Genomic DNA, 16,772 nt, shown 5'->3' with positions numbered 1-16,772 from the left:
GCCGTTCCCGTCCCGCGCCCCGCCGCACCCGGGACACGCCTCATGCCTCCTCCCGGCCCGCGCTCGTCCGGCGCTGCACCTGCAACAGGTAGTCCTTGCGGTTCAGCGGGTTGAGGTCGGACCGCGGCCGCTCCGGCACCGCGCCGACCACCGGCTCGTAGTGGTCGAAGGCCGACTCCAGCACGCCCTCGCCGTGCGTGAGCGTCGGCAGCGACTGCTCCAGTTCGTGCACCCGCGCGGCCGGGACCATGCCTTCCAGGACGTACGAGTCGCCCTGCGGCTCGGGCGCGCGCGGTACGGCGCGGAGCCGGGACAGGACGGGCAGCAGCGCGCCGAAGGTGTCGGCGGGGACGTCGAGCCGGAAGAGGTGCATCGGCTCGTGCACCCTGGTCCCGGCCCCGCGCAGCGCGTCCATCAGCACCAGCGGCGTCAGATTGCGGAAGTCGCCCGACGTACTGGACATGCTCTTGTCGAACACGGCGTGCGCGTGGCTCTGCCGGGGCGAGTAGCCGGAGTGCGTCATCGTCACGACGCAGTCGATCACCTCCCAGCCGTGGACGCCCTGGCGCAGCGTCTCGCGCACGGTCTCCTCGACGGCCTTGAAGAACGAGTAGGGCATGGAGCCGAGTTCGACCCCGAGGCGGAACGCCACCCCTGATCCCGGCGGCGCGGGCTCGACGCGCAGCCCGACCGTCGCGAGGAACGGATTGGCGTCCTTCTTGTTGAACTCGACGGCCTCCCCGGAGCCCACCACGCGCTCGACACAGATCGTCGTGGTCTCGCGGAAGGTGACATCGACCCCGAACTCGTCGGCCAGCGTGGCCTGGACGACCTCCTTCTGCACCTCGCCGTAGAGCGAGACCGAGATCTCCTGCCGCACTCCGTCCAGCCGCAGATTGATCAGCGGGTCCTGCTCGGCGAGTTGGGCGAGCGCCACATGCAGCGTCCCCCTGTCGCCCGCGCGGGTGGGGACGACCACCGTCTCCAGCGTCGGAGGCGAGAAGTGCCGGCCGTCCGGGGGAGCGGCGCCCGGATCGCCGACCGTGTCACCGATCCTGATGTCGGCCAGGCCCTTGAGCAGCGCGATCCGCCCGGCCGAGACGGATGCGGCGGGCACGGCGGCGCCCCGCTCGAAGACGCTGATGCCGGTGATCTTGGCCTCGCCGGCCGACGCGGCCCCGTTGTCCCCGTGGCCCTTTTCGCTGCTCACCGCGGAGTCCGGGCCGAACGGCAGCCGGTCCCGCGTGCGTACCGTCCCGGAGAACAGCCGTACGTACGCGGTCCGTTCACCGGACGGGCCGCGCTCGATCTTGAACGCCCGCCCCGAGACCGGGCCGTGGGCGTCACCCGTCGCCGCGGGCAGCAGTTCGGTGAGACCGGCCGTGAGCGCGTCGACGCCCGCGCCGGTGATCGCGGAACCGAAGAAGACCGGATGCACCTGTCCGCGCGTGGTCTGCGCCGCCAACTCGGCGCGCACCCGGTCGTACGAGACCGCGGACTCGTCGGCCACGTAGTCGGCGAGGAACGCGTCGTCGTGCTCGGCGAGCAGGTCGGCCAGACCGGCGACGAAGTCCTGGTCGGCGTCGGTGAACGGGACGCTGCGCGCGCCCCGCGTGCCGGATTCCTCAACCCGGCCCATCGGGAAGGCGGTTGGCGCGAGCTTGCCCCGGACGCTCCGGAGCACCTCGTCGCAGCGGGCGCCGCGGCGGTCGGTCTTGTTGACGAAGATCAGGACAGGGATGCGCAGTCGTCGCAGCGTCCGCATCAGGACGCGGGTCTGCGCCTGCACGCCCTCGACCGCGGAGATCACCAGCACCGCGCCGTCGAGCACGCTCAGCACTCGCTCCACCTCGGCGATGAAGTCCGGGTGGCCGGGGGTGTCGATGAGATTGACGGTGACGTCGTCGACCTCGAAGGAGACGACGGCCGATTTGATGGTGATGCCGCGTCGGCGCTCCAGCGCCAGGGTGTCGGTCCGCGTGCTGCCGTCGTCGACGCTGCCGACCTCGTCGATGACTCCGGCGGCGAACAGCAGCCGCTCGGTCAGGCTGGTCTTACCGGCGTCGACGTGCGCCAGGATGCCCAGGTTCAACGTACGCAAGAAGCTTCAAGTCCTCTAGATCGGTGGGAGTTGCCGTCTGGGTGGGGACTGAAGTTCCGCGCATGATCATCTCCTGGGTACGGTCGGCCGGTCCGGTCGTACGGGGCCGTTGGACTGTCGTCGGGAGTACAGCAGAGCCGTACGCGACGGACAACCGGTTTTGTCCGCGTACGAGGGCGTCCGTGCCTCGGCCTCCGCCGTTTCTTCACGTACTGGTGGGGCTCAGGAGTCTCGATCACACCTCCGTTGTCAGTATCATCAGCGAGACGACTTTGGATGCAATTGCATCTGGAATTGCATCCGCAGTTGCGGTCGCGGGCATGCTTGTGACTGCGAGCGATCGAGTACAACTCACAGAGGAGTGGTGCCGGATGAAGCAGTTCGACAACGGAGTGCGGGCGGACGAGATCCCGGGTGTCGAGTGGGTCAAGAGCGGGCGGAGCAATCAGAGCGGCAACTGCGTCGAGGCGGCCAAACTGCCTGATGGCGGCGTTGCATTCCGCAACTCCCGTGACCCGCACGGTCCCGCGCTCGTCTACACGCACGACGAGATGGTCGCCTTCATCGGTGGCGCCAAGGACGGGGACTTCGACTTCCTCACCGCGTGAGGCGGTTACGCTCAGGCGCGTCCGTCTGAGTGAATGACGACAAGAACGGTTGACGGCTGAGCGCGACGGCGTGAAGTCGGGAATTCGTGACTCCGGTAGGGGCGCGACAGCGCGCCCCGCAGTGCAATACTGGCGTGCGTCCAGTTTCTACCGGGAGCCCGCATGTCCGCTCAGCCGCAACTCGTATCACCGCTGCAACTGCTGGAGCGCCGCCCGGACATGGGCGCCAAGGCGTTGGCACGTGTGCTCGGCAACTATCTGCGTGCCCTGCGCGAGGCCGCCGGGGTCAGCCCGGCACAGGCCGGGGAGCGCATCCGTGGCCACGCCTCGAAGATCAGCCGCATGGAGACGGCGCACGTCTCCCTCAAGTTAAGGGACGTCGACGACCTCCTCGCGCTCTACGGCGTCGCGGAGCAGGAACGGGCGGAGATCGCCTTTCTGGTCCAGCGCTCGGCCAAGCCCGAATGGTGGCAGCCGTACGGCGAGGTCGTTCCCGACTGGCTCCAGGGCCTGATCGGTCTGGAGCGCGACGCCCACGTGATCCGTACGTATGAGACGCAGTTCGTGCCCGGCCTGCTCCAGACGCCCTCGTACGCGCAGGCGGTCGTGCGCAGTGGCCACCGGCTCGCCTCGCCCGAAGAGGTCGAGCGGCGTGTGGAGTTGCGGCTGGAGCGCCAGCGCAGGATGGCGGAGCCCGGCGCTCCCGTGCTGTGGGCGCTGATCGACGAGGGCGTGCTGCACCGCCCGGTCGGCGGCCCCGCGGTGATGCGCGAGCAGTTGGAGTATCTGCTGGTGGTGCTGCGCCAGCCCGGTGTGCGGCTCCAGATCGCCTCCTGGTCGGCGAGCGCGGCGGCGACGCCCGGCTCCGCGGTCACGTATCTGCGCTTCGCCCAGGGCTTCCTGCCCGACGTGGTCTATCTGGAGCACATGACGAGCGCGATGTACCTGGACCGGCTGGAAGAGCTGGACAAGTACCGTGCCGCGCTGGATGAGTTGAGCGCGCTGGCGGCGACGCCGGTGGAAAGCCGCGTACTGCTGGAAGAGGCGCTGAAGCGCTACAAGTAGAGCGGCTCGCGAGAACGACGCCGGCCCGCATCCCCCTCGTCGGGGGTGCGGGCCGAAGCTCTGTCCTGGGCGTTGCTACACGCGGGCCACGCCGCCGTACTCGATCCATTCCTTGCTGGGCTGCTTGAGGCCGAGGTCGCTGTCGGGGCGCCAGGTGGAGACCTCCACCAGGCCCGGCTCGATGATCTCGTAGCCTTCGAGGAAACCGGCGAGGTCGCTGGGCTTGCGCACCTCACCCCAGTGGCCGCCGGTGGACTGGTCCATGAACTCGGTGACGAAGCGGCGGGTCTCGGGGTCGTCGCTGACGAGCTGACAGACCACCAGGAAGCTTCCCTTGGGCAGCTTGTCGGCGACGCGCCGGACGACGCCCGCGGGGTCGTCGGTGTCGCGGATGCAGTGCAGCACCGACACGAAGAGCGCGGCGACCGGCTCGTTGAGGTCTATCAGCCGCGTCAGCTCTTCGTGCTGCCAGATGCTCTCGGTGTCGCGGAAGTCCGCCTGGATCACCGAGGTGTTCTCGTTCTGCTGGAGCAGCGCGCGGCCGTGGGCGAGCACGATCGGGTCGTTGTCGACGTACACCACGCGGGCGTCGGGGTTGATGCGCTGCACGATCTCGTGCACATTGTCCTGCGTCGGCAGACCGGAGCCGTGGTCCACGAACTGCTTGATGCCGTAGTCCTCCGCGAGCCTGCGCACCACCCGGCGCAGGAACTGACGGTTGTTCAGGGCCAGGATCTTCATGCTGGGGACCTGGAGGAGTAATTGCTCCGTGGCCTCGCGGTCGGCCGGGTAGTTGTCCTTCCCGTCCAGCAAGTAGTCGTACATGCGTGCCACAGCGGGCACCGTCACATCTATCTTGTCGGAAAGCGGTGCGTCCCGGTGCTCCATCGGGCCCCTCACGGTGGTTCGTTGATCGAAAGCTGCGGTGACGACTTCCATCCTAGGGAGACGTGATCGTCCGGTCGAGAGCGCAGACCAGGCGGTTGCGTGACGGGACTCCGGGCGCGGCCCGGTTCCGGTCCGGTCCGTCTTCGGGCGCGGCCCGGTCCTAGCCCGCGGCCTCGGTGTCCTTGGTGTCCACGGTGTTCCCGGTGGGCAGCGGCGGCTCGGCCTCCATCCGCTCGACCTCCTCGTCCGTCATCAGCCGGGAGCGCAGGAGGAAGCGGACACCTTCGGGGGCCTCAAGTGAGAAGCCGCTGCCGCGGCCGGGCACGACGTCCACGGTGAGGTGGGTGTGGCTCCAGTACGCGTACTGGCTCGCGCTCATCCAGAACGGGGTGTCCCCGGCGACCCGGCCGAGCAGGACGTCCGCGCCGCCCACCCGGAACTCACCGCGCGGGTAGCACATCGGTGAGCTGCCGTCGCAGCAGCCGCCGGACTGATGGAACATCAGGGGGCCGTGCCGCCGGGCCAGTTGGTCGACCATCGCTTCGGCGGCCGGGGTCATTTCGACGCGCCCCACAGGACGTCCGGGCGAGGCGGGGCCGGCCGGGGCCGTGTCGGGCCGGGCGGTATCGGACCTGGTGGCGTCCATCACGGGGCTCCCATCCGCCGACCGCCGGATGCGTCGGCGTTCTCGTACCAGCCTCCCGCCTGCGACGGCTTTCGTCCAGGGACCGGACCGCGCCCGGCACCGGGCGTCAGACGGGCTGGTGGTGGGCGAGGAGCGCGTGCGGGTCCGCGGCGCCGTGGACGTGGACGTGGGCACCGACCGGGGCGTGGTCGATGTGGACGGTCGCGGCCCGCAGCCGCGGCACGGCGTGCAGCAGCGCGTGCTCGGCCCGTACGGCGACGGCGTGCGCCGCGACGACGCTGAGGCCGGGGTCGACCACGACCGCGGCCTCGGCCCGCAGCGCGTGCCCGATCCAGCGCATCCTGACCGGCCCGACCCCCTCCACCCCCGGCACCGCGCCGAGCGCCCGCTCGGCCCGGTCGACCAGTTCGGGGTCGACGGCGTCCATCAGCCGCCGGAACACCCCGCGCGCCGCGTCCCGCAGCACCGCCAGGATCGCCACGGTAATCAGCAGCCCCACGACCGGGTCCGCGAGGCGCCACCCCAGGGCCGTACCGGTGGCGCCGAGCAGGACCGCGAGGGAGGCGAAGCCGTCGGTACGGGCGTGCAGGCCGTCGGCGACCAGGGCCGCGGAGCCGATGTCGCGCCCGACGCGGATCCGGTATCCGGCCACCCACTCGTTGCCCACGCACCCGGCCAGCGCCGCACCGGACACCGCCCACAGGTGGGTGACCGTACGCGGATCGAGCAGCCGGTCCACCGCCGTCCAGGCCGCGAAGGCGCTCGACGCGGCGATGGCCAGCAGGACGGCGACCCCGGCCAGATCCTCGGCCCGCCCGTAGCCGTACGTATAGCGGCGGTCGGCGGCCCGGCGACCGAGGACGAAGGCGATGCCCAGCGGCACGGCCGTCAGCGCGTCCGCCGCATTGTGCACGGTGTCGCCCAGCAGCGCCACCGACCCGGACACCACGACGATCAGCGCCTGGACGAGCGCGGTCGCGCCCAGCACCGCGAGCGACACCCACAGCGCCCGCATCCCGCGCGCCGACGACTCCAGCGCCGCGTCCACGCTGTCCGCCGCCTCGTGCGAATGGGGCCGCAGGAGATGCCCGAGCCGGTGCCGCAGCCACGATCCGGGGTGCGTACGACCGCCCGTCGCGCGTGCGTGGCCGTGCGCGCGGTCGTGGCCGTGGTCGTCGGCGTGATCGTGGTCGTGTGTGTGACCGGCGCCGTGCGCCTCGCCGTGGGTGTGCTCAGTCCCCGCCATGCCGGACACCGTGGCACACCGAACCCCTTGCGGCCACTCCCGAAATACCACCTGTGACCAGCTGCGACGCCCTCGCAACAGCCCCCGCTGGGCGACAGGGGCCGCTCACAGGCTCAGCCGGTACGGAATCGTGCACACCACGACGTCGGTACGGGCTCTGAGCGCGGAGGCCAGCAGGAGGCCCCGCTGATTCTGGAGGATCTGGTAGCGCCGGTGGCGCGGTACCACCTCGGGGATGAGGACGGAGACGTGCTGCCCCTTGGCCACCTCGCGCTCGACGTAGGAGACGATCGGCTGCACCAGCGAACGGTGCGGGCTCTCCACGATGTCCAGCCGTACGCCCGGATTCCAGCGGTCCCAACTCTCTCGCAGCGCACGGGCCTTGTCGGGGTCGCCCTGCACGGCGACGGCGACGACGGCGGTGCCGAGGTTCAGGGCCGCCGTCAGCGCCTGCTGGGTGAGCCTGCTGACCTCGCCGACCGGCACGATCACCAGGGACACGGTGCGCCGGACCGGCGGCGGCACCTCACCGAGCCCCAACTCCTTGCCGACCTCGGTGTAGTAGCGCTGGATACGGGCGAACAGCAGCATCAGCAGCGGCACGGTGACCACCACCACCCAGGCCCCGGCGAGGAATTTGTCGGCCAGCAGGACGACGGCCGCGATCGCCGTCAGCACCGCGCCGAAGCCGTTGAGCGTCGCGCGCTGACGCCAGCCGCGGGGACGCGCCCCGCGCCAGTGCCGTACGAGGCCGATCTGACTGATGGTGAAGCCGATGAACACGCCGATCGCGAACAGCGGCAGCATGCGGTGGGTGTCGGCGTCCACGGCGATCAGCAGCAGCGCGGCGAGCAGCGCGAGGGCGCCCACCCCCCAGCGGTACACCGGGCGCTCCGTGCGCAGACCGAACAGGTGGGGCAGCCGGTGGTCGCGGGCCAGCAGGCTCATGAGGACCGGCAGCCCGCCGAAGCTGGTGTTGGCGGCCAGCGCCAGTGCCAGGGTGACGACGAGATTCGTCGCGTCGTACGGCCAGCCGGTCCCGAAGGACCCCGCGGTGAGCTGCGCCAGGACGGTCACGTCGCCGCGCGGCGCCACATGGTCGCGGCGGATCAGCACCGCGAGCCCGACCAGCATCAGCCCGAGCAGCCCGCCCAGCATCAGCTCGGTGCGCTGCGCCCGCCTGACCCGCGGGTTGCGGAAGGCGGGCACCCCGTTGGCGATGGCCTCCACGCCGGTCAGCGAGGAGCAGCCGGCCGAGAACGCCTTCAGGAGCAGCAGCAGCCCCAACGACTCGGTGATGTGCACGGGTTGGGGAGTGCCGACGACGGCCACGGGGTGCGAACGCACCAGGCCGAAGACGATGATCCCGAGGACGCTCGCGATGAACAGCGCCGTCGGCAGCATCAGCACCCGGGCGCTCTCGGCCACGCCCCGCAGATTCACGGCCGTGAGCACGGCGAGCCCGAGCAGACACACCGGCAGCAGATGCGGCGCGAGGGAGGGGTAGGAGGAGGCGAGGCTCGCGGCGCCCGCGGCGAGGCTGACGGCGACGGTGAGTACGTAGTCGACGACGAGGCTCGCGGCGGCGAGCAGACTGATGCCCTGCCCGAGGTCCTTCTTCGCCACCGCGTACGCGCCACCGCCGTCCGGGTGCACGGCGATGACCTGCCCGTACGAGACCACCAGCACCGCGAGCAGGCCGGCGATCACCAGGGTCACCGGCAGTGTCGCGCTGAGCGCCCCGGAACCGGCGGCGATCAGGACCAGCACGATCGCCTCGGGCCCGTACGCGACCGAGCTGAGCGCGTCCAGTGACAGTGCCGCCAGCCCTTCGATGCTGGTCAGGTGTTGCTTGTCCCCCTCGCCCGGCCGCAGGGGAACTCTCGGCCGCAGTTCGCGGCGGGCCAGACCGAAGGTCATCGGTACCTCGGGGTGCAGGGGACGACACGCGGGGACGCGTCATGCCCAGTCTGACGGACCGTCAGCGAAGGGCGGCCGAGGCGCGGCCGTAGACCGCCCGCGCGGCCGCCGGCCCCGGCCGGGTGCCGCCTCCCCGGCCGGGTGTCGCTCGCTCCCGTGCGGCCCGTCAGTCGTGCGGCGGCGTGGGTCAGCGCTCCATCATGCGCATCTGGGCCTCGTTGTGGGTGTCTCCCGCGGCCGGGGGGAGGCTGCTGAGCCTGTCGAGCTGTTCCGCGCTGAGCTCGACGGCGTCGGCGGCGGAATTCTCCTCGACGCGGGCGACGCGCCGGGTGCCGGGGATGGGCGCGATGTCGTCGCCCTGGGCCAGCAGCCAGGCCAGCGCGACCTGGGCCGAGGGGGCGTCGATCTCGGCGCCGACGGCGGCGACCTCGTCGGCCAGCCGCAGATTGTGCTGGAAGTTCTCCTTCGTGAACCGGGGGTTGTCGGCCCGGAAGTCGTCGGCGTCGAACTGGTCGGTGGAGCGGATCGCGCCGGTCAGGAAGCCGCGCCCGAGGGGCGAGAAGGGCACGAAGCCGATGTTCAGCTCGCGCAGCACCGGCAGCACGCGCGCCTCGGGGTCGCGGGTGAACAGGGAGTACTCCGACTGGACCGCCGTGACCGGGTGGACGGCGTGGGCGCGGCGGATGGTCTCCGGGCCGGCCTCGGACAGGCCGATGTGCCGGATCTTGCCCTCGGCGACCAGCTCGGCGAGCGCCCCGACGGTGTCCTCGATCGGGGTGCCGGGGTCGACCCGGTGCTGGTAGTACAGGTCGATGCGGTCGGTGTCCAGCCGGGACAGCGAGCCCTCGACGGCGGCGCGGATGTTCGCGGGAGTGCTGTCCGCGCCCTGGCGGCCGGTGTGCGAGATCAGCCCGAACTTCGTGGCCAGCACGACCTCGTCGCGGCGGCCCTTGAGTGCGCGGCCGACGAGCGTTTCGTTGGTGTAGGGGCCGTAGACCTCGGCGGTGTCGATGAACGTGACGCCCAGTTCCAGGGCGCGGTGCAGCGCACGGATCGACTCCGTGTCGTCGGTTCCCGCGCCGGTGTAGGCGTGGGACATGCCCATCGCGCCCAGGCCGATCCGGGCAACGTCCAGGTCACGCAGGGTGATGTGCTTCATCGCTTCTTCTCTCCTGGCGGACGGCGGCGATCTTGTCCTGTCCGGCCAAGCCTGCCTCTTTCCGCCCGCCCACGACAGGCCGGGACAGGCGGAGGGGCGACAGCGGGGGTGTGGCAGGGCCCCTCTCCGCCGTCCGGCCATCGCGGCGGCCGGGCGTCGGAGAGGGGTCGAGGTTCGGGTCAGGGCCGTTTGAAGGCTTCGGGGCCGCCCGCGCCGCAGGGAGCCAGACGGACGCCGGTGCCGTTGTCGACCTCGCTCAGGCACAGGGCCGCGTGAGCGGAGTACACGGTGCTGCCGCGCAGCGAGAACTTCTGCGCGACGTTGCCGCTGCAATTCGCGACCTGGATGACCGTGCCGGGGGTGGTCCCGCCCCAGGCGGCGTCCATGCACAGGTCGTTGGCGCGGATGGTTCCATCGGGGCTGATGTGCCACTGCTGGACGAGGCTGTCGTCGCACGCCGCGAGCGCCAGCGGGGTGCCGTCCGTACCCGCGCCCGCGGTGAGGCACTTGCCGGTCGCCGCGTTCTTCAGCGGAGCCCCCGGCGGCTTCGGCGCGTTGGCCGCCGACGCCGGTCCCGAGGCCGGCGCGGACGCGGGCGGTGCGGACGCGGGCGGCGCCGAGCCCGGCGCGGCACCGGACGGCGAGGCCGCCGACGGCGACGGACCGGCCGTGGTCGGCGCGGGCGCCGTCGTGGTGTCGGCGGCGTGCGCGACCGTGGTCGAGGGCGAGGAGGAACCGTGCAGCGCCAGCCCGAGCCCGACCCCCGCGAGGCAGAGCACGGCGACCGACGCGACGACGACCCGGCCCCGGGTGACGACGGGTTTGGTCCGCGGGCCGGGCTCGGCGGTCCCCCCGGCCGTGCGGCCGACGGGAATGTCGTCGCCTTCCCGGGGCGGGGGCAACTCCGCGTCCGGGTCGAGCCGGTGCGCGACCCGCTCGTCCAGCAGCCCGGTGTCCACGACGCCGGCCGAGTCGATGGTGAAGCGCCAGCGGGGCTGATCGGTGCGGCCGACGACGACGACCGCCCACCGGCCGTCCGGATCGTCGGCCAGCCGCTGGAAGCGTTCGCGGTCCCGGCCGCCGGGCGAGCCGCCCAGCAGCAGCACCCCGCCCGCCTCGTCCTCCAGCGCCGCGTCGGTGTCGGCCGGGTCCTGCGGCTCGGCCGGCGCCGCCGCGCCGGGGACCGGCTTGAAGCCGACGCGGACCACGCGCACCTCGCGGGACCAGGGGCTGGCGGCCAGTTCGCGGGCCCAGTCGTGGGCCAGGGCCCGCGCCTGCCGGGCGTCGCCCTCCAGGCCGATGAGCCCGCCGACCTCGCCGAGGTTGAGCAGCACGAAGCCCTTGCTGGTGTTGCCGAGCGGGACCAGTCGCGGATACGGCTCCGGCAGCGACTCCGCCACGCTCGCGCTCTGGAGCCAGCGCAACTGGGCGTGCCAGGTCCGCCCGTCCTGGTCCGCGGTCCACCCGGCCGGTGGCCGTTGATCGGGCGTCCTGAGGTGGAACCAGACGGTCTCGGGCCCGACGACCACCACATGGGCCACCGGAACGGCGCGGTTCTCGCGGTCGCAGGCGGTGGCCAGGACGCGGATGACCCGGTCCACGGTCCACAGACCGTGATCGGCACGCGGCGCCGAACCCGGTCGCTGCCCGGACCTTCGCGACCGGCGCAGCCGGGCGCTCCAGTCGGTGCGGCGAGGAAGGCGATCGGCGGATCGGGACGGGGGTGTCACCTGTGTCTCCTTCACTCACGTCTTCACTCGCGTCCGCCCACGCCGTCAGCACGTTCACTCACGTCGTCACAGGACGGTCGCGCCGCGCCCGCGGTGTGCCGCGCACGCTGTGTCCTGTGAACGGTGGTTGCCCGCCACGGGGGGTGTCAACGCCGGGCGCGGGGCGGCGGCGACCCCTTGGGCCCAGGGGCCCAAGGTCGCCCGCGAGCCCTGGACCAGGCATCGGAGCCGTTCCTAGCATCGACCGCGTCCGGGCCCGGCGTGCCGCCGCGTACCGGCAAGCCCGGCAACGTCAGAAGGGACGCACGATGACGAATCTGAACATCACGTATCAGGAGATGTCGGACAGCGCGAGCAAGATGCGCAACAACAAGGCCGACATCGACCAGAAGCTCACCGAGTGCAAGAACATCGTCGACAACCTCACCGGCTCGGGGTTCGTCACCGACCAGGCGTCCGGCAGGTTCGACGAGGTGCACACCGAATTCGTCACGTCGGCCAACCAGGCCATGGAGACGCTGGACCAGTTGTCGCAGTGGCTCGACAAGGCCGTGGACGCGATGCAGGACATGGACACCCAGCTCGCCAGCTCGCTCAACCAGAAGTAGCGGGCCGCGGCCGGTCCACCGGCGCCGCCCGCACCCCGCGCCGGGCGTGCGGGCGTCCGATCCACGAGGGGGGAACCATGCCCATGATGATCACCATCGCCCGATCCCCCGACTGGTCGGCCGACGTCGCGGTGGACGCCGATCCCACCACCCCGCTCCGCGATGTCGTCAAGAATCTGCTGGACAGTCTCGACGGGTCGCGGCCCCCGACGCTCGGTGGCTCGGCGGAGGCGGCCGTCTACCTCGCCGACCAGCCGCTCGACCTCTCGCTGCCCCTGGCCGGCAGCGGCATCCACGACGGCACCGTGCTCTGGCTCGACCGGCCGGGACCCGTCGAGACCCCGCCTGTCGGCCTGGTGACCGTCCGGGCCGTCGCGGGCGCGGGCGCCGGACGGATCTGGTACCTCGGCGCGGGCGAGTACCGCGTCGGATCGGGCACCGACTGCCAGGTCGACGTGGGCGGCGGGCCGCCGGTGGCCGCCGTCGTCCGGATCTCCCTCGACGCCTCGGTACGGGTGCGCGCCGTCGGGCACTCCGCGCTGCTCGACCGCGTCGCCCTGCCCGACCACGACGTGACCTGGCCCGAGACGGCCCAACTCCTGGTCGGGGAGACCTTCCTGGAGGCGCACCCCCTGCTGCGCCCCGACGCGGTCGTCGAACCCTCGCCCGACGGCGAGTACCTCGACTACAACCGCCCTCCCCGGCTGCTTCCCCCCGTGCAGCACACCGTGTTCCGGCTGCCGTCCCAGCCAAGACCGCCCTCCCTGAACGCGCTTCCGTGGCTGACCGCGGCCCTGCCCGCCGTCCTCGGCAGCCTCATCGCGGTGATGTTCCACAACCCGATGTTCCTGATGATGGCGGCGATGTCGCCGGTCATGATGCTCGGGAGCTGGTTCACCGGACGGCGGCAGGGCCGGATCAGCCACCGCCGTCAAGTGGCCGAGTACGGCGCCCAGTTGGAGGCGACCGAGGCCGAGATCGCGACGGCGCTCGAACAGGAGCGCCGCGACCGCCGCGCCGCGAGCCCCGACCCCGCCGAACTGCTCGTCATCGCCACCGGCCCGCGGTCCCGGCTCTGGGAACGCCGCCGCACCGACCCCGACCACCTGCTGGTCAGGGTCGGCATCGCCGACCTGCCCACGGCCATCGCCGTCGAGCAGGGCGACGGCACGCGGCGCGGCCGGGACCTGCGGGCGGCCCCCGACGTACCGGCCGCCTTCTCCATCGCGGAGGCCGGAGTCGTCGGCGTCGTGGGACCCGAGGGCTGGCCGCGGCACATGGCGCGCTGGCTGACCGGGCAGCTCGCCGTCCTCCAGAGCCCCCGCGACGTGCAGTTGTACGTCCTGACCGATCCGGCGGGCGAGTCCCTGTGGGAGTGGGCCGCCTGGCTGCCGCACTCCCGGCCGCTGCTGGGCCAGCAGGCCCTGTCCCTGATGGGCGCCGACGCCGAGACCCTCGGCCGCCGGGTCGCGGAACTGAGCGAACTCATCCACGTACGCCAGCAGGCCCGGCTCAACGCCGGGGTCGGCGCCGCGTTCGCGGACCCCGACGTCGTCGTGCTGATGGACGGCGCCCGGCGGCTGCGGGCGCTGCCCGGAGTGGTGGCGATCCTCCAGGAAGGCCCCGCGGTCGGCGTCTACAGCATCTGCGTGGACGCCGACGAGCGCACACTGCCCGAGGAGTGCGCGACCGTCGTCATCGGCGGCGGCTCGCGCCCGGCCACCCTGCGCCGACAGCGCGCCGCGCAGGTCGACGGGATCGTCTCCGACGAGGTCCCGGAGAGCTGGTACGCCGCGGCCGGACGCAGACTGGCACCGCTGCGCGACGTCAGCGAGAACCAGGGCGACGCCGCGCTGCCCGCCTCCGCGCGGCTGCTGGAGATCCTGGGCCTAGAGGAGCCGACCCCCGCGGCGATCGCCGCCCGCTGGCGTTCCTCCGGCCGTGGCACCAAGGCCGTCGTCGGCTACTCGCTCAACGGGCCGTTCGCCCTGGACCTGGTCAACCACGGCCCGCACGGCCTCGTGGCGGGCACCACGGGCTCGGGCAAGTCGGAGTTCCTGCAGAGCCTGGTGGCCTCGCTGGCCGTCGCCAACCGCCCGGACGCCATGACCTTCGTCCTGGTCGACTACAAGGGCGGCGCCGCGTTCAAGGACTGCGTCGACCTGCCCCACACCGTCGGCCTGGTGACCGACCTCGACCCGCATCTCGTCGAGCGGGCCCTGACCTCGCTGAGCGCCGAACTCACCCACCGCGAGCACCAGTTGGCGGCGGCGGGCGCCAAGGACCTGGAGGACTATCTCGATTATGCGGGCCGCAGGCCGGAACTGCCCCCGATTCCCCGACTGGTCATCGTCATCGACGAGTTCGCCTCGATGGCGCGTGAACTGCCCGACTTCGTCACCGGCCTGGTCAACATCGCCCAGCGCGGGCGCTCCCTCGGCATCCACCTGATCCTGGCGACGCAGCGCCCGTCCGGCGTGGTGTCGGCGGAGATCCGCGCCAACACCAACCTGCGGGTCGCCCTGCGGGTGACCGACGCGGGGGAGAGCACCGACGTCATCGACGCCCGGGAGGCCGCGGCCATCACGACGGCCACGCCCGGACGGGCGTACGCGCGGCTCGGGCACAGCTCGCTGATCCCGTTCCAGACCGGCCGGGTCGGGGGCCGCCGTCCCATGGCCGACAGGACCGCCGCGACGGCCGCGCCCTTCCTGCGCCCGGTCTCCTGGCTCGACCTCGGCCTGCCAGCGCCCCAGCGCCCGCGCACCGTCGCCGAGACCGACGAGGTCACCGACCTGTCGGTCCTGGTGTCGGCCATCGGACAGGCCAACGCCATGCTGGGCATCGCCGCGCAGCGCCGCCCGTGGCTGCCGCCGCTGCCGCTGTCCGCGGTGGTCGACCTGACGGCCGACCCGGTCCGCGGCTCCCGGCAGGACCCGTCCTTCTCGTGGGCCATCCAGGACCTGCCCATGCGGCAGCGCCAGGAGACGGTGACGGTGGACCTGGCCACCTTCGGCCACCTGCACATCGTCGGCGCGCCCCGCTCGGGCCGCTCCATGGCGCTGCGCACCTTCGCCGCCGCGGCGGCCAGCCAGTCCACCGTCGCCGACCTGCACCTGTACGGGCTCGACTGCGGCAACGGCGCCCTGCTGCCGCTCACCCGGCTGCCGCACTGCGGCGCGGTGGTGCAGCGCTCGGAGACCGACCGCGCCGCCCGGCTGCTCAGGCGGCTGCACGCCGAAGTGCAGAACCGTCAACGACTGCTCGGCGAGGGCGGGTTCGCCGATGTGACCGAGCAGCGCGCGGCCCGGCCCGAGGCCGAAAGGCTGCCGCACATCGTACTGCTGCTCGACCGCTGGGAGGGGTTCATGGGCACCCTCAGCGAGTACGACAGCGGGTCGCTGACCAATCTGATCCAGACCCTGCACCGGGAAGGCGCGAGCGCCGGGGTGCACCTGGTCATCGCGGGCGACCACATGCTGCTGAGCGGCCGGATGAGTTCGCTGTGCGACGACAAGCTGGTGCTGCGGCTCTCCGACCGCAGCGACATGGGCCTGGCGGGGCTGAACTCGCGGAAGATCCCGGAGAATCTGCCGCCGGGCCGCGGCTACCGCGCGCCCAGCGCGATCGAGACCCAGGTCGGGCTTGTGGCGGACGACCCGGCGGGCCCCGCGCAGGCCGCCGCCGTGCACGCGCTGGCGGCCCGGCTCACCGAGCGCGAGGCGGGGGTCCCCAAATCGGCCCGCCCCAACCGGATCGCGGTGCTGCCCACCCAGCTCTCCTTCGACCAGGCGTGGGAGATGGTGGAGGAGACGCCGAAGCCCATGTGGGCCCTGGTGGGCGTCGCGGGCGACGACCTCGAACCCGTCGGCGCCGACCTGATGGGTGATCAGCCGACCTTCCTGGTCGCGGGACCGTCCAGGTCGGGGCGGAGCACCGCGCTGACCGTCATGACCGAATCGCTGCTGCGCGGCGGCGTCGAGATCGTCATCGGCGCTCCCATGAACTCACCTCTGCGGGCCTTCGAGGGCAGGACCGGGGTGCGCGGTGTCATCACCGCGGACGCCCCCACCGAGCAGCAGTTCTCCGATCTGCTGAACCCCGGTGACGGGCCCGTCGTCCTCGTGGTCGACGACGCCGAGACCTGGCGCGACCTGCCGTGCCGCGACTGGCTGAAGGCGTTCGTGAAGAAGGCGTCGGGAAGCAAGCGGGGCGTGGTCCTCGGCGGGGACGTCGCCTCGGTGGCGATGGGCTTCTCCGGCTGGCAGTCCGAGGTCAAGCGCAACCGGCGCGGTGTCCTGCTGTCGCCGCCCACCTTGAACGACGGCGACCTGGTGGGGGTGCGGCTGTCCCGCTCCCAACTCGCCGCCAGGGTCGTACCGGGCGCGGCCCTGGTGCACCTGGGCAGCGGCAGCCTGCTGCCCGCCCAGATCCCGCTGCCGCCGACCGTCGGCGAGCCCGCACGCGACAACTCCGCACACGACAACAGGGAGCAGTGATGGCGGACCTCGTGGTGAAGGACCTCCAGAGCCTCGCGAGCGACCTCAGCGAGCTGATCGGTCAGTTTGAGGGAGCGCTGGACTTCCAGAACGACGACAAGGGCCTGTGGGGTCAGCTCAACGCCAACCTGTCGATGGGCGACTTCGCCGACAACTGGACCGTGCACCGTGACGCGATGGTCAAGTCCATGAAGAGCCTGCGCGACAAGGTCAACAAGGTCGACGAGGCGTGGGCGCAGGCGGACCAGCAGTTGCTGGACTCGTTCGAGGACGGCTGAGCCGATGGCTGGGTCCACGACTGG

General features: G+C 72.1%; 12 protein-coding genes. 5 read left to right on the top strand and 7 right to left on the bottom strand.

Features of this window, described 5'->3' with window-relative positions; genetic code table 11:
* Nucleotides 1-40 precede the first annotated feature (40 nt).
* Nucleotides 41-2,101 (bottom strand): GTP-binding protein, encoded by a 2,061-nt coding sequence (locus tag ACFZBB_RS23250; RefSeq protein ID WP_391125483.1) that lies wholly within the window; start codon nt 2,099-2,101, stop codon nt 41-43.
* Nucleotides 2,102-2,472: 371 nt separating this feature from the next.
* Between ACFZBB_RS23250 and ACFZBB_RS23245 the strand changes: the two genes are divergently transcribed.
* Nucleotides 2,473-2,709: a DUF397 domain-containing protein gene (locus ACFZBB_RS23245; RefSeq protein WP_355335565.1), complete on the top strand. Its 237-nt coding sequence runs from the start codon at nt 2,473-2,475 to the stop codon at nt 2,707-2,709.
* Nucleotides 2,710-2,871: 162 nt separating this feature from the next.
* Nucleotides 2,872-3,774, top strand: coding sequence for a helix-turn-helix transcriptional regulator (locus ACFZBB_RS23240; protein WP_355335562.1), 903 nt, complete (start codon nt 2,872-2,874; stop codon nt 3,772-3,774).
* Nucleotides 3,775-3,849: 75 nt separating this feature from the next.
* On the opposite strand, the gene ACFZBB_RS23235 is transcribed toward ACFZBB_RS23240, so the two are convergent.
* The 6 genes from ACFZBB_RS23235 to ACFZBB_RS23210 all read right to left on the bottom strand — a co-directional run bounded on the left by ACFZBB_RS23235 (nt 3,850) and on the right by ACFZBB_RS23210 (nt 11,234).
* Nucleotides 3,850-4,662 (bottom strand): SAM-dependent methyltransferase, encoded by an 813-nt coding sequence (locus ACFZBB_RS23235; RefSeq protein ID WP_391125480.1) that lies wholly within the window; start codon nt 4,660-4,662, stop codon nt 3,850-3,852.
* Between the two features lie 160 nt (nt 4,663-4,822).
* On the bottom strand, nt 4,823-5,221 hold the full coding sequence (locus ACFZBB_RS23230) for a DUF779 domain-containing protein (RefSeq protein ID WP_391125658.1): 399 nt from the start codon (nt 5,219-5,221) through the stop codon (nt 4,823-4,825).
* 193 nt (nt 5,222-5,414) lie between these two features.
* On the bottom strand, nt 5,415-6,554 hold the full coding sequence (locus ACFZBB_RS23225; protein WP_391125477.1) for a cation diffusion facilitator family transporter: 1,140 nt from the start codon (nt 6,552-6,554) through the stop codon (nt 5,415-5,417).
* Between the two features lie 105 nt (nt 6,555-6,659).
* Nucleotides 6,660-8,474, bottom strand: a complete 1,815-nt coding sequence (locus ACFZBB_RS23220; RefSeq protein ID WP_391125474.1) for an amino acid permease — start codon at nt 8,472-8,474, stop codon at nt 6,660-6,662.
* A 187-nt stretch (nt 8,475-8,661) separates the two neighbouring features.
* The gene (locus ACFZBB_RS23215; RefSeq protein ID WP_391125470.1) at nt 8,662-9,633 is read right to left on the bottom strand and encodes an aldo/keto reductase; all 972 of its coding nucleotides are present in this window, start codon (nt 9,631-9,633) and stop codon (nt 8,662-8,664) included.
* 179 nt (nt 9,634-9,812) lie between these two features.
* Complete coding sequence (locus ACFZBB_RS23210; protein ID WP_391125467.1) at nt 9,813-11,234, bottom strand: ricin-type beta-trefoil lectin domain protein; 1,422 nt, start codon at nt 11,232-11,234, stop codon at nt 9,813-9,815.
* 437 nt (nt 11,235-11,671) lie between these two features.
* On the opposite strand from ACFZBB_RS23210, the gene ACFZBB_RS23205 reads away from it, so the two are divergent.
* The 3 genes from ACFZBB_RS23205 to ACFZBB_RS23195 all read left to right on the top strand — a co-directional run bounded on the left by ACFZBB_RS23205 (nt 11,672) and on the right by ACFZBB_RS23195 (nt 16,748).
* Nucleotides 11,672-11,971 (top strand): WXG100 family type VII secretion target, encoded by a 300-nt coding sequence (locus ACFZBB_RS23205; RefSeq protein WP_188285763.1) that lies wholly within the window; start codon nt 11,672-11,674, stop codon nt 11,969-11,971.
* A 77-nt stretch (nt 11,972-12,048) separates the two neighbouring features.
* Complete coding sequence (locus ACFZBB_RS23200; protein WP_391125464.1) at nt 12,049-16,470, top strand: FtsK/SpoIIIE domain-containing protein; 4,422 nt, start codon at nt 12,049-12,051, stop codon at nt 16,468-16,470.
* Complete coding sequence (locus ACFZBB_RS23195; protein ID WP_355335544.1) at nt 16,470-16,748, top strand: hypothetical protein; 279 nt, start codon at nt 16,470-16,472, stop codon at nt 16,746-16,748. Before ACFZBB_RS23200 ends, ACFZBB_RS23195 begins: the two co-directional genes overlap by 1 nt.
* The last annotated feature ends 24 nt before the right edge of the window (nt 16,749-16,772 follow it).

The organism is Streptomyces sp. NPDC008139 (assembly GCF_042957025.1).
Lineage (GTDB): Bacteria > Actinomycetota > Actinomycetes > Streptomycetales > Streptomycetaceae > Actinacidiphila.
This window is presented reverse-complemented; position numbering and strand designations above follow the sequence as displayed.

Bases quoted from the DNA above. Each gene is read 5' to 3' on its own strand.
- ACFZBB_RS23245 (WP_355335565.1), top strand. From the start codon at position 2,473: ATGAAGCAGTTCGACAACGGAGTGCGGGCGGACGAGATCCCGGGTGTC.
- ACFZBB_RS23240 (WP_355335562.1), top strand. From the start codon at position 2,872: ATGTCCGCTCAGCCGCAACTCGTATCACCGCTGCAACTGCTGGAGCGC.
- ACFZBB_RS23235 (WP_391125480.1), bottom strand. From the start codon at position 4,662: ATGGAGCACCGGGACGCACCGCTTTCCGACAAGATAGATGTGACGGTG.
- ACFZBB_RS23230 (WP_391125658.1), bottom strand. From the start codon at position 5,221: ATGACCCCGGCCGCCGAAGCGATGGTCGACCAACTGGCCCGGCGGCAC.
- ACFZBB_RS23225 (WP_391125477.1), bottom strand. From the start codon at position 6,554: ATGGCGGGGACTGAGCACACCCACGGCGAGGCGCACGGCGCCGGTCAC.
- ACFZBB_RS23220 (WP_391125474.1), bottom strand. From the start codon at position 8,474: ATGACCTTCGGTCTGGCCCGCCGCGAACTGCGGCCGAGAGTTCCCCTG.
- ACFZBB_RS23215 (WP_391125470.1), bottom strand. From the start codon at position 9,633: ATGAAGCACATCACCCTGCGTGACCTGGACGTTGCCCGGATCGGCCTG.
- ACFZBB_RS23205 (WP_188285763.1), top strand. From the start codon at position 11,672: ATGACGAATCTGAACATCACGTATCAGGAGATGTCGGACAGCGCGAGC.
- ACFZBB_RS23200 (WP_391125464.1), top strand. From the start codon at position 12,049: ATGCCCATGATGATCACCATCGCCCGATCCCCCGACTGGTCGGCCGAC.
- ACFZBB_RS23195 (WP_355335544.1), top strand. From the start codon at position 16,470: ATGGCGGACCTCGTGGTGAAGGACCTCCAGAGCCTCGCGAGCGACCTC.